The sequence below is a fragment of the Chania multitudinisentens RB-25 genome (assembly GCF_000520015.2).
Taxonomy (GTDB): domain Bacteria; phylum Pseudomonadota; class Gammaproteobacteria; order Enterobacterales; family Enterobacteriaceae; genus Chania; species Chania multitudinisentens.
On the sequence record NZ_CP007044.2, the window covers coordinates 1187661 to 1201874 of the forward strand.

Consider the following 14214-nt stretch of genomic DNA (forward strand, 5'->3'; position numbering starts at 1 on the left):
TCCTCATACCACCACCGGTTAATGCGGGTGGTGGTATAGGTTTTTTTCCGCCTAACCCTATAAAACTTTTGTTTCTAATAGGGTTTCCCAGCAGGGGAAACCCATACCATTAAGCGGTGCCCCTTAACTGACCAGCGGCACTCACGTGCAATTAAGGGATACCGCTTAAGTAACTCTGTTATCAGAAATTATAGATGACGGAGACTAATAGGGCTTTAGGGTTGTTCAAGGTGCTGACAGTCACTATTTCTTGAGGGTCTGTTTTGCGCCAGCACACCGCTTCAATATGGCAATCATCCTGCTTTCTGTATCCGATTGAATTCAGATAAGCATCGACTTTACTGGAGTCATCGGTATCGTAATATCGCACAGCATATATATGTGATGCAGGCCCTGTGATGTTTGCAAAGTCAAAATCATAACGGGGTGTGATTCGGGGCATTTTTTTCAGGATATCTGGAGTATAAAAGTTATATTCCCGCTTATCCTGCTCGGTATAGTGAGCACTTCCGGCGAATTCCATGGTGATGTAGGGCCAGGCAAAAATGAGTACAACAGCAACCGCGATAGCAATACAGCTGAACACCTTAAGTGACTTACGCATAGGGTAATATTCCCCCGTTAGTTTGGTCTATGTATGAACCATTGGCGCTGGCGCTCTCAACGATCCCTGAACGACTTACGAAAACGCCTAAAATTAAACAATCGTAAAAACCCTCAAATAAAAAAATCCGGGTATTTCTGTTCTAACAGCGTTCGCAACTGTTGGCGATCCAATCCCTCTATTTCTTGTATAAATGCTGCGGCTGGGATCTTCTTTTTCGCACGCGACAACCCATGTTTACCCAGCAGTGAAATATCCTCGCGGCTCAGATAGAAATTCACCTTGATGTAATCCAACTGATAGTACTTCAGATAGCTGGAGATTTTATTGGTGAAGGTAATCAGCAAATCGAAGGGTATGTGTTCCAACAGGTGTAACTCATTGATATTGATACAACCGACGATCTCAATATGAAAGTGCGATTTCAACACCTCTTTGAAATAACCCACCTTACTTTCAGACGAATTGGTGACGATAATAATACGCTGTTTATATTCACTGTGGATGCGGTTCTGCAACTCGTATTTTTTCAGAATTAACACCAATGTTGATAAATGCACCGTTGAAAACGTGGTCTGATAGTGTTGGGCAATCGGCAGGGTGGCCTGCGACACCCCCTGATAGAGCCGGGCGTGCCGGGTCTGAACCTGATGCAGCTTTTTGTCGTCAAAGTATAAATTGAATCTGCTCTGCACAATGGTGGCATAGATGAATTGATAAACCTCGGCAAAGAACGGCGAGATATTGTGTATTTCTGCTCGCAGCAGTGGAGCAATATATTCACACAGGCGTTTGACGAGCGTTATCAGCGTGGGATCATAAACGTTGAATGGCCGCCAGGTATAGGTCAGTGAGCAAATCAACAGATCGAGAAAGCGATTCTCATGTTCACTGTCCAGCAGGGCAAACTCGGAGGACTGAATAAAGTTAAGATTATCGCTGTGGGTAATCATGTGCCCGCGCCGCATGCGGTGCAGCGCAATACTCATATAAACCAGAAAGTATTTTTTGCTGTTATAGCCCAGCGTAATCATGCTGTTCAACCGTTGTTGATACAGCTTGGCGGCGGCGTGAATGTCCTGCTGGCACTCGCGCAAAAACTGTGCGGCAATCGATTTATTAATCGGCTCATTGGCTTTGTGTGGCACCAGCAGATGATCTTCACCAATTTCCACTGTTTTGAGAATAGTCAGGCAGATAGCGATACGCAGCAGAATTTCGTCGCCATCCAGCCGCGATCCTTGCTTGGGAATGGCGGTTACGGTGAGATGATTGGCCTGCAAAAATGCGGACAAGGCCTGGTTATCATTTTTAAGCGTACTCGGGCTGACATTGAATTTGCGGTAATATTCACTTTTATTCACCACCTCCTGTAAACACAGCGCCACGCTGAGATCTTTAATGCGCTCGTCTACGGTCGTGATGTAGCGATTAAGCGGAATATGCTCCAGAAAGGCAATATATTCCCGATAAGTAATGGCTGTGATAATCGACAGCCCATCCATGTGCAGGTGGTAATCGGGTTCGAGAAACTCGTTAAGCTCCTTCATTGAGCGCTTGAGTGTCGACGTCGTTTTGCCAAATCGGGAGGTGACATCCTCAATGAGCACCGAGCTGTGTTCCTGAATATATTTTAACAACGACAGATCAAAGCTGTTCATTACGGTATCTCAACGTCGTGCCTGGAGTCGTACCGTTGAGAATATAGAAAAGCTGGGATTTTGTCTGTGAGCTGCCTGCGGGGTACAGGAAAATCACACCGGCAGGCACAGAAAAGGTACTTACTCTTTTGCTTTATAATGGCAGGCTGGATCGGCTCGATAAGGATCATGATAAACGGCATAAGCTAAACAGCGTAGCCCACCCCGGCAGTTGGTGCGATAGAGGCACGAACTGCACTCCTGCGGCGCAGAGGCTCCCCTGAGCTGCCGTAACTGTGGGGCCTGGTGATAGATCTCCGTCAGCGGCCTTTCCCAGAGATTGCCGACGCTAATGGGCAATCTGCGGCAGGGCAATATGTTACCGTCAGGCATAATGGTAATCAGCTCTGCGCCTGCGCTGCAACGATAAGGCTGGCTCCCGGCTTGTTGAAACTGCAAAGCGCGGATCATGGCAACTTCGGTCTGGTTATCCGCTTTGGCCTGAAGGCGTTCTCTGGCCAGAACCATTTGTTGAAAATAATCTGAGGTTTGCTGAGCATTGAGGGTTAACAGCGTATCCCGATGGTCAGTGGGTATCATGCGGTCAGACCACAATCGGTTTACTTTGGCGTGGTAAGCCAGTTCAGCAACCTGCGTAAATTCCTGGCTGTTTTGGCTGTGAGCGGTGAAAGACCAGAGTACCCTGACTCCGGCATCGGTCAGGTGTTTTGTCGCGGTTATCACCTGCTGAAAATGCCCTCGCCCGCGGATTTTATCGTGGGTATGTTCGCTGCCTTCCAGGCTAAGCTGAACAAATTTTACGTTTAACCGAGAGAACCGGGCGGCCCATTGTTCGTCAATCGCTGAACCATTGCTTAAAATGGCTAATGATGGCGCGCTTGGCTGAGATGCCAGGTAGTCAAGCAGCGCTGGGAAATCTGGATGTGAACAGGGTTCCCCGCCGGTCAAGGTCAACTGTAGCGGGATCGGGCTATCGCCCCCTACTTGGCGGTGTAGCTCAAAAACCTGTTGGGCAATCCGTTTTAAATCGGTTAATTCTGGCCCACGCTGGCGATAACTATCCTGATAGCAGTGCTGGCAGCGCAGGTTGCAGCGATCGGTGATGTGCCATTGCACCGTTAAGCGTTTCAACCTGACGGGGTTAACGGAGTCTATCTGGCGGCAAGGAATGCGTTGTCCGTTAATCACCGCCACCGCCGCACCCGCCGCAGCCTGAACATCCACTTGTGCTGTCTGAATCACTGCTACTGTGGTTTGCCGAATCGTAGCTGCCCGGAGCCAAAGAACCGGCCGCTGCTGCTGCGCTGGCCGGGTAGAGTAAACCCAGCGTATAGGCCTGGCGGCCCAAATCACAGCGTGAGTAATAGTAGGTATCATTATTACCCGCCAGCGCGATGGCAACCATGGCAATATCCAACTGTTTAAGGGATTTTTTATCCTTGGGCAGAGTGGTGGATAAATGGCTGAGAAATCTTTCGCCTTTAGGGGTGAGGTGAGCTTTTCCCGCACGATTACGTAAGAAAATCGCATAATAGAGCCACCCGAAAAGCAACATCATGGCAATCAAAAAACCGACGTTTTGGTGGCCCTTCAGTGAAGCTATCGTCAGCTTATAAAACCCCATACTGAGCATAAATACCCAACCTGCCCACAGGATACATTGGCTGGCGCGTTGATAAGCGGCCGGATAGGTATAGCCATCCAACTGCGCCTGGGCGTTAAATCCCTGATAGAGCGGGCGGAGAGCGGATAATGCCGGCCCTTTCTTTTGATCATTTTCTGCCTCAAAGCGAAACAGCACCAATTGCTCCAACCGATTGAGCCGCTGTTCTTTCTGATTGGCTGGTTCTGAGTTATCGCTCTGGGACCGCATAAAGGTTTTCCCTTTGTGTTTCCCGGCAATCAGTAGCCCTTTGTAGGAGAGGCGCATCATGACCAATGTTAGCAGGTGCTCAATACCGCCTTTTAGCCAGGCGACATAGTAGGGATCAATTTTTGCTGGCAGCGAAATCGACGGTGAACCGGAAGGGGAGTAAGACTGGAGGCAGCGGCGCAAAGTTAGCGACACCAGCCACATCAGCACCAGGCAATAAAGGAGATAAAATGCCAGAAACCAGGGGCCATACATATCGGCAAGAGGATTACTGTAGGCTGTCCATGTCATTGTTATTGATTCCGCTGAAATCCCTATCAAACCTGCTCGTATGATAACTCAGTTGGTGCTCAGTGAGTTTATGATATTTTCCGGCGCTGAACGGCGTTACCGGAGCTGTGTGGCCTATAAAAGAAACAGGTCACAGTTCCTGAAATCTGCAACCTGTTTAGCTATTTTTCACACTTTTAACCGTTGTTCGGTAATTTTAACGCATTGTCACAAACTCTTCCGCTGCGGTTGGGTGGATCGCCACGGTGTTGTCGAAGTCTTGCTTGGTGGCGCCCATTTTTACTGCGACGGCAAAGCCTTGCAAAATCTCGTCCATGCCAAAGCCAATACCATGAATGCCGACGATCTTCTCTTCTGCACCCGCACATACCAGCTTCATGCGGCACGGCTGGCGGTGCTGAGTCACCGCGCTGTACATGGCGGTAAAGGAAGATTTGTAGATCTTCACATTGTCTTCGCCATATTGCTCTTTGGCCTGCGGTTCAGTCAGGCCAATAGTGCCGATCGGCGGGTGGCTGAATACCACGGTAGGGATATTGCTGTAATCCAGATGTTCGTCCGGCTTGTTGTTGAACAGGCGTTCAGACAGGCGACGGCCTGCGGCAACCGCCACCGGCGTTAGCTCAACCGCGCCGGTGTTGTCACCCACGGCGTAAATGCCTTTCACGTTGGTATTCTGGAATTTATCAACCTCAATATAGCCTTTGGCGTTGGTTTTCACCCCGGTAACCGCCAGATTCAGGTTGTCGGTGGCGGGTTCACGGCCAATTGCCCATACCAGGCTGTCGACGGTAAACGCTTTGCCATTCTCCAGTTGCAGCGTCAGGCTGCCATCGGCATTTTTAACAATGGCCTTCGGCACCGATTCAGTATGCAGGTTGGGCCCTTCGGTGTTGATCACTTCAAGCAGGGTTTCCACAATCAGCGGATCAAAGTTGCGCAGTGGCGCATGTTTGCGCACGAACAGGTGGGTTTCTGCACCGAGTGCGTTCATCACTCCGGCGATTTCTACCGCAATATAGCCTGCACCCACCACTGCCACGCGTTTTGGCATGGTGTCCAGTGCAAAGAAACCGTCAGAATCGATACCGTATTCTGCACCAGGAATGTTCGGGCGGGTCGGGCGGCCGCCGGTAGCGATCAGGATATGATCGGCGGTGATGGTCTCGCCGTTGACTTCCACCGTATGGGCGTCAATAAAACGGGCAAAACCTTTGATCACATCCACTTTATTTTTGCCCAGCACGTTGTCGTAGGAATTATGGATACGATCAATATAGGCAGTACGGCTGGCAACCAGCTTCTTCCAATCAAACGCATTAACGGTGGTATCAAAGCCATAATCCGGGCCGTATTGATGGATAGCTTCTGCGATCTGTGCCGCATGCCACATGACCTTTTTCGGCACACAGCCCACATTAACACAGGTGCCGCCGAGTTCTTTGGCTTCAATCAGAGCGCATTTCTGGCCATACATGGCTGCCCGGTTGATCGATGCGATACCGCCGCTGCCGCCGCCAATTGCTAGATAATCGTAATGTTTCGTCATCTGGGTTTTCCATGAGTGGTGTGATTCGAAGAATGTCACAGTTTAACGCCAGACGCGGCTTTGTAGCAAAGATTGGGCCGATGACTGTGATAGGCGGCCGTTGGCCGGGCGGTAAATCATCAGAAGCCCCGCTCAGGGCTGTTGATGCCAGTACCGGAGATACGGGCCTGGAATTCCAGGCCCGAGACAGGTTTACTTCACCGGTGCGGCTTCTATCACCAGCGTTTCCAGCGGTTTGAGAGTGATAATCAACGGTTTACCGTAGTTTTCAGGCAGCGTCGCGTTGCGGCCATAAACGGGTTTCAGTGTAAAGCGGGTAGGTTCACCCTGCGGGACTTCAAAGCTTTTCGTCAGATCCAGATAGTAGCTTTGTTCCTGATCTGATGGATTGCGTATCCCAAGCACCGCTTTATTTTTATTCCACGACGCCCAGCCGTAAACGTCCAGCATTGTCGGGTCGCCGCCAATCCAGTGCGTATCAACCAGTACATCGCTGTTTGCCCGCGCCCATTTTGCCGCTTCCGCCAGAGTATCCCACTTGGCGTTGTTCAGCATGGATGGCGTGATGTACATCTCCTGCAATTGAGTGCCAGTGGCGAAGTAGCTCCAGACCTGGTCGGCAAAATCGCTGTCAGTCTGTACTTTCTCTAACCCAAAGTAAGCGTTCTCTGCGCTGACAATACCGTGATACATCAATGAGTTAATCGGGAACAGGGGGCCTTTTCGCACGATAGAGCGGTAAGTTTCGGCATCGCGGTAGGTCATCCACTGTTGTACCGGCGAACCTTTACCATAGAGGTTGATATCATCACCTTGGCGCCAGATAGAGTCGGCGTAGAACAGCCAGGACGGGCTGGCATTAGTACCGGTGGTCAGGTTAATAAACAGATCTTTGTTTGCCTCGCGCATATTTTTAATCAGCTCGATAGAAGCATCAAAGTCAGAGGCGAACTGGCTGCCCTTTATGTATGAGTTGGCGTTGCCCATACCGTCCAGCTTGAACGAGGTGATGTGCTCGTCTTTGATCAGCTTATTGACCTGCTGGTTGAAGTTACGGAAATAGTTGGGGCCGGAGAGGGCGAATTTCCCGTCTACGGTTTCAAAACCGTTCTCTTTGGCGTGGGAGACGCGGATATCGCGCGGTTTGTTATAGCCACCCCACGGTGAAAGCCACAGGCCGACGGAGGTGTGCAGGCCGTCGGCTTTCTCTTTCACCACGCCAAAACCGTTGTTGAAGGCCGGGCCAAACAGCCATTTCCCCGTGCGGTCGTCCCAGCCATCATCCAGCAGGAAACCGTCCAGTTTTACACCGCGCTTTTTAATCAGCTCATCGGCGTAACTGTCCATCCGGTCAAGCACGTCTTTTTCGGTATAGGTGGTGAAAAAGCCGATATCCATCCAACTGTTGTAATGCAGGTAAGGCTGATACGGGCGCGGGCGCATGACGTTAACAAACTGGTTAACGCTGCGGCGCAGTTGGTTCAATTCTTCAAAGGTGCCGAAATAGAGAGTGTAGCTGACCGGAGCATCGGTTTTGATCGGCGTTTTGAGTTCGACATTGAGGTTAGTGGTCGTCTCATAAGCGTAGGTGTTGATGATGGGCTTATTCGGCAGCATAAAGAAGCTGTCGGCGATAATCGGCGAACTGTTAATCGCTCCTTCGACATAAGGCGCTTGCGACTGCCCCTTGGTTGGGAAAAAAGTAATTTTCGCCACATCCTGCGGCTGGCCTTTCGCCTGAAGGGTATAATCGATGCTGGCGTATTTACCTTTCAGGATATTTAACACCACGCTGACGGCGAAGTTTTTATGATCATAATCGATCAGAATGGCGTCGCCTTTCTGCTGGACCTGCTTGATGTTAAAATCGGCGGCGTGGATCACTTCTTCATTGGGCAGGGTGAGAAAAAACAGCTCGTTCGGGGCCAGTTGATGCTCGGAAAGTGTATCTTTTATTACTACCGCTGAATTGCTGTCATCAAACGAGATGGCAATATTGTTATTATTCAATTGATGCTGCGTGGCGAAAGCGATATTGCTGGTGAACAGTAGTAATAACGTGCTTTTTACCATTGTTTTCATCAGAAGATCCTTTTTTCTGAACACTGAGGCATGCTGATAGGAAATAGCGTTACCGCTGAAAATAGGGTAACGCCGTAATTGCACCTAATTTACGGCGAGGTGCTAGGTTTGCGGGATAAGCTTGTTGGCTGAGCCGCAAACGGTGATTTTGCTGCGCACCACGTCTTTCATCGCATCCATACCAACGCGCATGTAGTAGCGTGGATCGTTGCCCTCTGGATTATCGGCAAACCACTTTTTCACCGCGGCGGCGAACGCGATTTTCAGTTCGGTGGCGACATTCACTTTGCAGACGCCAAGCTCAATGGTGCGGCGCACAAACTCATCCGGCACATCGCTCGCCCCATGCAGCACCAGCGGGATGGAAACCACTTCACGGATTTCTGCCAGGCGTTTGAAATCAATTTTCGGGCGTTTGGTGTACAGGCCGTGAGCGGTGCCGATAGCAACGGCAAGGCTGTCTACGCCGGTCAAGGCCGCAAAGCGGCACGCTTCTTGCGGATCGGTCAAAAACGCGCTCTCTTCATCAACATCCATATCATCTTCTACACCACCGAGGCGGCCCAGCTCAGCTTCAACGCTGCAATCGTAGTGATGGCAGAAGTCCACCACCGATTTCACCAGCTTAACGTTCTCGGCAAGCGGGAAGTGGCTGCCATCGATCATGGCGCTGCGCACGCCGGTTTTCACTTTGCGGCTGATGTCTTCGAGAGATTCGTGATGATCAAGATGCAGCGCAAAAGGCATGTTGTAGCTTTGTGAGTAGGCTTCGCACAGCGCGTAGATCTCGCTAAAAGCAATATGCCTGAAGGTGCCTGGCGTACCCGCGAGGATCACCGGGGATTGCATCTCTTGGCAGACTTCAAGAATTGCCTGGATGGTTTCCGCATTGTGGATATTGAAGGCGGGCACGGCGTAGCCTTTGGCCTGAGCGTCTTGCAGCAGATACTTGGTGGAGATAATGCTCATAGGGTAATCCTCTCAGCCTTTCCAGGGGTGAATAACTACGCCTTTCACCACGCGGTTTACCGTACCGCTGGCGGAAGGCGTATCTGGGGTGATACCTGCTTTGATGGATTCGGTTAGCGCAAATATTTGCGCATAGATCAGGAAGCAGAACGCCTGTTCGATATCGAGAAACTCGCGTGCTGCTGGCAGCAGGATGTGTGGGCCGGCGGCAATTTCCAGGCTGGTGGTGGCGGAGATCGCCACTACTCGCATCGCTTGCTGGTCACGGCGCAGTTCGGCGAGCAAATCCAGATCATACTGGCGGGTGTACGGGTGGCTGGAGACCATCAGCACCACCAGTGTTTCATCGTTAATCAGCGACTTGGGGCCGTGGCGAAAGCCGGTGGGGGAGTCATAAAAGGCGGCCAGTTTACCCGCGGTCAGTTCGAGCACTTTCAGCGCGGCTTCTCGCGCTGCGCCTTGTAACCCGCCACTGCCGAGGTAGACGACACGTTTGAATGGCAGATCGCCAAACAGGTTTTCGCTGAAGTTACCCTGGGAGGCGATAATCTGTTCGCTGCGCGTGGCCACATCCTGAAAGGTGGTGCTGTTGATGACATCCGCAGCAAAGACCGCCAGGCAACTGACCATCATGGTGGTGATACTGCTGGTCATGGCGAAACCGCGATCGTGGGTTTCGGCGGGCATCAGCAGCGCCAGGGCGTTGTCACTGTTCACTGCGTTCTTGTAAAGGCAACCGGCTTCGTTGCAGGTGATCACCAGATGGTGGCAATGCTGGACGATCTGGTTGGCTACATCCACCGCCGCGACGCTTTCCGGGCTGTTGCCGGAACGCGCAAAAGAAACCAGCAACGTAGGCTGTTCGGCATACAGATAGTCAGCGGGGTTGGTGACCAGATCCGTGGTGGGAACCGCCACTACGTTTTTGCCGGTGTGGCGTGCAAGCCACGGCGCAATGATATCACCGATAAATGCGGAGGTACCCGCGCCGGTCAGAATGATTTTCAGATCGTTATTCTGTAGGAGAGGTGCAAGGAAGGCCTCAATGCCGTTACGTAAACCCTCGATATTTTTCAGCGAATTAAGCCAGCTTGTGGGTTGCTGGCGGATCTCTTTTTCAGTCCAGGTCGATGTGCCGGAAGTGTGGGTTGTACTCATAACTCAATCCTTAGCAGTGCATATTCAACGGGGTAGCACAAAGCAGAACATGGCGACCTTTCGTTTCATTGAGTCAACTTTATGCTTGAATAAAATCTATAGGAAACGAAATGAAAGATCAATGTAAAAAAAGAAATAAAACAAAATCTGTGATCAAAAAACGGATTGTTGATTTTCTTTATGATTTGTAAGTATTTTATTTATTTCAATTAACGGCGTTGATGTCTAAAGAAAAGGAAAAGAAAGTCCGTCACCGGAAAAGGTGACAGACTATAGTGAAGAAAGTGAAAGGTCTAAAGAGAAACGGCCAGACCCTTAATCCAACTCTTTTGCAACCGGAGCTGGTTATCGAGAGCAATCACGCTGCCTTGCTTCCCCAGGGCGATCGAACCCAACGTTCGCTCTACTCCCAGCATCCTGGCCGGATGCAGCGAAGCCATGTGGATAGCGTTTTCGGCTGCCACACCAGCGCCGTTAACCAGATTACGCACCGCAGCATCCAACGCCAATGTGCTGCCCGCCAAGCTGCCGGAAGCCGTGCGCACAATGCCATCGCGCATCGTGACGGCATAACCGCAGATATCGTAGTGGCCATCCGGCATACCTGCGGCGCGCATGGCGTCGGTAATCAAGATGGTGCGTGACGTTGCACAGGAACAGCAGAGGTTCATCACGGCGGGATGAAGGTGGTGACCATCGGCGATCAGCTCCAGCCAGGCGCGTTTGTCGGTCAGCCCCGCGCCGACCATGCCAGGGCTGCGATGGTGTAGGCCAGTCATACCGTTAAAGCAGTGCACCAGGCCGTCGGCTCCGGCATCGAAGGCGCTGAGCGTCTGTTCATAGCTGGCTGCGCTGTGGCCGAGCATCACGCGGATCCCCCGGCGTTTAAGGTGCTGAATGGCTGCCAGCGCGGCGGGTTTTTCCGGTGCCAGCGCCACCACGCGCAGGGTGTTTTGTGAGATATCGATGAGCCTGTCGAGTTCGGCGATATCCAGCTCGCGGAATAATTCCGGTGGATGGGCCCCCTTGTTCTGCGGGGTGAAATAGGGCCCTTCGAGGTAGCTGCCCAGCGCTATGGCCCCTATGCTTTCACTCTGGCAATGCTGAGCGATGCGCCGCAGCGCATTTTCGATCTGTGCCAGCGGCGCCGTGACCGTGGTGGGCAGCCAGTAACCGACGCCCTCACGCGCTTTGTGTAGGGCCAACGTTGCCAGTGCGCCAGGCTCGTCGTCCATCACGTCCACACCGCTGCCGCCATGGACGTGAATGTCGATATAGGCCGGGCATAACAGTTCTGCATCCCGCGCGGCAACGCTGGCCGGGATGGGCTCGATGGCGGCAATGATGCCGCCATCAATGCGTAACTGATGATCGTCCAGCCAGCCTTGCTCTGTCAGTATGCGTCTGGCTCGCAGTAGCACGTTCATATCCCCTCTTCAGCCACATCGTTTGTGCGCTGGTGCTCCATTTCGTCCGCCAGGCTGGTTAAGCCACGGTGGCCACATTCCAGCGCCAGCAAACGAAATTCCTTACTGCTTAACCCATCACGTTCCAGCGCCATCTCCAACAACAATTGCAGGTTGATGCCGGTGAGCACTTCACGCCCCGGTTTCTGCATCGCCAGCGTTGAGGCCACCCGGAACGGGGTGCCCCCCAACAGATCGGTTAAAAATACCAGCCCTTCGCTTTCATCAAGCTGGGCTAACGCTGCTTCGAACTGGCTTTGCAGCAGTGCGGTGGTGGAGCTTTCGGGAAAGTCGATGGCAACAATCTGTGGCTGCTCGCCGAGGATCTGCTTCATCGCTTGCTCCAGCCCGCTGGCAAACCCGCCGTGGCCGCTAAGAATAATGCTTAACATGCGCGTTCCTCTCGTTTTTGGTGGATTACAGGAAGTGGCCAAACTTCCCAACAATCCCCAGCAGTACGGTAATACCGATCAGGCGCAGCGGGCTCCAACCGCGCCGCACCAGGGCATACATTACCAGGGTGTAGATCAGCGGCAGAAAGGCGGGCATCAGTTTGTCGATCACGTCGGCTTGCAGTTTCACTACCGCATCGCCTGCGGTGATTTCCAGCGTGGTGGAGAGGCGAACATAAGTGGCAACCAGCGCGCCGATCACCGTCATCCCAACGATGGAGGCGGCATGGCCAACTTTCCGGGTGTTAGCCTTAATCAGCGGGATTGCCGCTACCCCTTTGCGGTAAGCATAGTGAGCCAGCCCGAAACGCAACCCAAGGTGGACGATGTTGAACATCACCAGAAACACCACTGCGCCGAGGATCGAACCTTGCAGCGCCAGGCTGGCACCGATCCCGCCACAGATGGGCAGCAGGGTCAGCCAGAACATGGCATCACCAATCCCGCCAAGCGGTGCGCCGACGGCAATTTTAGTGTTCTGGATACTGTTAACGTCCTGTTTGGAACGCTCCATCGCCAGAATGATGCCGATAACAAAGGTGACCAGGAATGGATGGGTATTGAAGAACCCCATATGGCCTTTCATCGCCCGCGCCAGATCGCGTTTGTTGGTGTGGATCTTCTTCAGCGCCGGTAACAGGCCGTACAGCCAGCCGCAAGCCTGCATACGTTCATAGTTGAACGAAGCCTGCAACAGCATGGAACGCCACGCTACGCGGTTGATGTCCTGTTTCGTCAGCTCCACGCCAACTGCCTGATCTTCATAGATGTTGTCGTTAGCGTCAGTGAGCAGGGTTTCCTGCCCGCCGGTGTGCGGCAGAGTTTGGGTATCAGATGCCATCTTCGAATTCCTCTTGCTGAGCGCGGGAAGGTTGCGGTGGAGTGGGGTCCTTACGCATTAATTCCATCAGGGCCATGGCAAGCGCCGCTGCGGCGATCGCCAGCACCGGCAGTTTCAGCCAGGCGGCCCCCACGAAGCCGAGAATGAAATAAGGAATGTAAGCGTTTTTCATCATGATCTTCAGCAGCACGGCGAAACCGATGGCTGGCATGATGCCGCCTGCCACGCCGAGGCCGTCGATCAGCCGCGCGGGCAGTACGTCAATAACGGTTTTCGCGTGCTCGGCACCGAAATAGATCGGCAGGAAGGCGCATAAGAAGTAGAAGATGCCGAGCACCAGCAGCGCCAGGTAGTTAATGCGCTCAATGCCTTTGGTATCGGCATCTGCCGCCAGGCGATCGGCACGTGCCATCACGCCGGACATGATGGAGAACAGGAAGGTAATCCCCATCTGCACCGCAACGGCGAAGGGCACCGCAACCCCAACGGCCACTTCCGGTTTGACGCCGGTGCTGATGGCAAAGGCCGTTCCTACGATGGTGCCGATAATCACGTTTGGCGGCTGCGCCCCGGCCAGCGGTGCCAGCCCCATCCAGACCAGCTCCAGCGTACCGCCGGTTAAAATACCGGTATGCAGATCACCCAGGATCAGGCCAACCAGCGGGCCCAGCACCACTGGGCGGTGCATATGCGTCAGGCCGTTGAACATATCCAGCCCGGCAATAAAGGCGAGAATGCCCAACGCTATTGCTTGTAATAAGCTGATTTCCATAACAAATACCTCAGAGAAGTTTGTAAAGATCCTGAGCCGGCTCTGTGGGGACGCCCTGAACAAAACATTCCACACCGGCCTCTTTCAGGCCGTTGAAGGCGGCAATGTCTTGATCATCGACAGAAACGGTTTTGGCGATCTGTTTCTTGCCATCGGCGTAGTGCATATTGCCGACGTTGATACGGGTTAACGGCACGTCGCCTTGTACCAGGGTGAGAAAATCCTGCGGATTTTTGCAGACCAGCAGAATTTTCTGGCGGTCGGCGGCGCGATGAATGTTGTCGATCACCTTTTGCAGCGGCCAGAAACGCACGGCGATCCCTTCGGCAAGCACCATCTCCATCAGGTTCTGCTGCACGGAGTCTTCTGCGACTTCATCGTTGGCGACCAACACCAGATTGGCCCCCGCAAACCCGACCCACTGCACGCCAACCTGACCATGGATCAGGCGCTCATCAATGCGGCTTAATACAATGTTTGGCATTTTTTCCCCTTA

Annotated in this window: 13 protein-coding genes; all 13 read right to left on the reverse strand. The window is 52.6% G+C overall.

Translation table 11 applies throughout. The features are described from left to right. Positions 1-181: 181 nt before the first annotated feature. The 13 genes from Z042_RS05150 to agaV all read right to left on the reverse strand — a co-directional run bounded on the left by Z042_RS05150 (position 182) and on the right by agaV (position 14202). Positions 182-604 (reverse strand): hypothetical protein, encoded by a 423-nt coding sequence (locus Z042_RS05150; protein ID WP_024910623.1) that lies wholly within the window; start codon positions 602-604, stop codon positions 182-184. Positions 605-717: 113 nt separating this feature from the next. Continuing rightward, positions 718-2265, reverse strand: coding sequence for a BglG family transcription antiterminator (locus Z042_RS05155; protein WP_024910622.1), 1548 nt, complete (start codon positions 2263-2265; stop codon positions 718-720). 120 nt (positions 2266-2385) lie between these two features. Next, a complete protein-coding gene (locus Z042_RS05160) occupies positions 2386-3507 on the reverse strand; it encodes a radical SAM/SPASM domain-containing protein (protein WP_162149740.1) in 1122 nt (373 codons plus the stop codon). Further along, a complete protein-coding gene (locus tag Z042_RS05165; RefSeq protein ID WP_024910620.1) occupies positions 3446-4429 on the reverse strand; it encodes a TIGR04222 domain-containing membrane protein in 984 nt (327 codons plus the stop codon). Before Z042_RS05165 ends, Z042_RS05160 begins: the two co-directional genes overlap by 62 nt. A 196-nt stretch (positions 4430-4625) precedes the next feature. Then, positions 4626-5978, reverse strand: coding sequence for a glutathione-disulfide reductase (gene gorA / locus Z042_RS05170; protein ID WP_024910619.1), 1353 nt, complete (start codon positions 5976-5978; stop codon positions 4626-4628). Positions 5979-6170: 192 nt separating this feature from the next. Beyond that, the gene (locus Z042_RS05175) at positions 6171-8060 is read right to left on the reverse strand and encodes an alpha-amylase family protein (protein WP_024910618.1); all 1890 of its coding nucleotides are present in this window, start codon (positions 8058-8060) and stop codon (positions 6171-6173) included. 102 nt (positions 8061-8162) lie between these two features. After that, positions 8163-9029, reverse strand: a complete 867-nt coding sequence (kbaY, locus tag Z042_RS05180; RefSeq protein ID WP_024910617.1) for a tagatose-bisphosphate aldolase subunit KbaY — start codon at positions 9027-9029, stop codon at positions 8163-8165. A 12-nt stretch (positions 9030-9041) separates the two neighbouring features. Next, positions 9042-10187 (reverse strand): SIS domain-containing protein, encoded by a 1146-nt coding sequence (locus Z042_RS05185; protein WP_024910616.1) that lies wholly within the window; start codon positions 10185-10187, stop codon positions 9042-9044. Between the two features lie 293 nt (positions 10188-10480). Beyond that, the gene (gene nagA / locus Z042_RS05190; protein ID WP_024910615.1) at positions 10481-11614 is read right to left on the reverse strand and encodes an N-acetylglucosamine-6-phosphate deacetylase; all 1134 of its coding nucleotides are present in this window, start codon (positions 11612-11614) and stop codon (positions 10481-10483) included. Continuing rightward, on the reverse strand, positions 11611-12045 hold the full coding sequence (gene agaF, locus Z042_RS05195; protein WP_024910614.1) for a PTS galactosamine/N-acetylgalactosamine transporter subunit IIA: 435 nt from the start codon (positions 12043-12045) through the stop codon (positions 11611-11613). Before agaF ends, nagA begins: the two co-directional genes overlap by 4 nt. A gap of 25 nt (positions 12046-12070) precedes the next feature. Continuing rightward, the gene (gene agaE / locus Z042_RS05200; protein WP_024910613.1) at positions 12071-12946 is read right to left on the reverse strand and encodes a PTS N-acetylgalactosamine transporter subunit IID; all 876 of its coding nucleotides are present in this window, start codon (positions 12944-12946) and stop codon (positions 12071-12073) included. Further along, positions 12936-13718, reverse strand: coding sequence for a PTS N-acetylgalactosamine transporter subunit IIC (gene agaW, locus Z042_RS05205; RefSeq protein WP_024910612.1), 783 nt, complete (start codon positions 13716-13718; stop codon positions 12936-12938). The genes agaE and agaW overlap by 11 nt, the downstream gene beginning before the upstream one ends. A 10-nt stretch (positions 13719-13728) precedes the next feature. Next, positions 13729-14202 (reverse strand): PTS N-acetylgalactosamine transporter subunit IIB, encoded by a 474-nt coding sequence (agaV, locus tag Z042_RS05210; protein WP_024910611.1) that lies wholly within the window; start codon positions 14200-14202, stop codon positions 13729-13731. Positions 14203-14214: the final 12 nt, after the last annotated feature.

Excerpts from the sequence above, each read along its gene's own strand:
- agaE (WP_024910613.1), bottom strand. The coding sequence starts at position 12,946 with ATGGCATCTGATACCCAAACTCTGCCGCACACCGGCGGGCAGGAAACC.
- gorA (WP_024910619.1), bottom strand. The coding sequence starts at position 5,978 with ATGACGAAACATTACGATTATCTAGCAATTGGCGGCGGCAGCGGCGGT.
- agaW (WP_024910612.1), bottom strand. The coding sequence starts at position 13,718 with ATGGAAATCAGCTTATTACAAGCAATAGCGTTGGGCATTCTCGCCTTT.
- agaV (WP_024910611.1), bottom strand. The coding sequence starts at position 14,202 with ATGCCAAACATTGTATTAAGCCGCATTGATGAGCGCCTGATCCATGGT.
- Z042_RS05185 (WP_024910616.1), bottom strand. The coding sequence starts at position 10,187 with ATGAGTACAACCCACACTTCCGGCACATCGACCTGGACTGAAAAAGAG.
- Z042_RS05175 (WP_024910618.1), bottom strand. The coding sequence starts at position 8,060 with ATGAAAACAATGGTAAAAAGCACGTTATTACTACTGTTCACCAGCAAT.
- kbaY (WP_024910617.1), bottom strand. The coding sequence starts at position 9,029 with ATGAGCATTATCTCCACCAAGTATCTGCTGCAAGACGCTCAGGCCAAA.
- nagA (WP_024910615.1), bottom strand. The coding sequence starts at position 11,614 with ATGAACGTGCTACTGCGAGCCAGACGCATACTGACAGAGCAAGGCTGG.
- agaF (WP_024910614.1), bottom strand. The coding sequence starts at position 12,045 with ATGTTAAGCATTATTCTTAGCGGCCACGGCGGGTTTGCCAGCGGGCTG.
- Z042_RS05150 (WP_024910623.1), bottom strand. The coding sequence starts at position 604 with ATGCGTAAGTCACTTAAGGTGTTCAGCTGTATTGCTATCGCGGTTGCT.
- Z042_RS05155 (WP_024910622.1), bottom strand. The coding sequence starts at position 2,265 with ATGAACAGCTTTGATCTGTCGTTGTTAAAATATATTCAGGAACACAGC.
- Z042_RS05165 (WP_024910620.1), bottom strand. The coding sequence starts at position 4,429 with ATGACATGGACAGCCTACAGTAATCCTCTTGCCGATATGTATGGCCCC.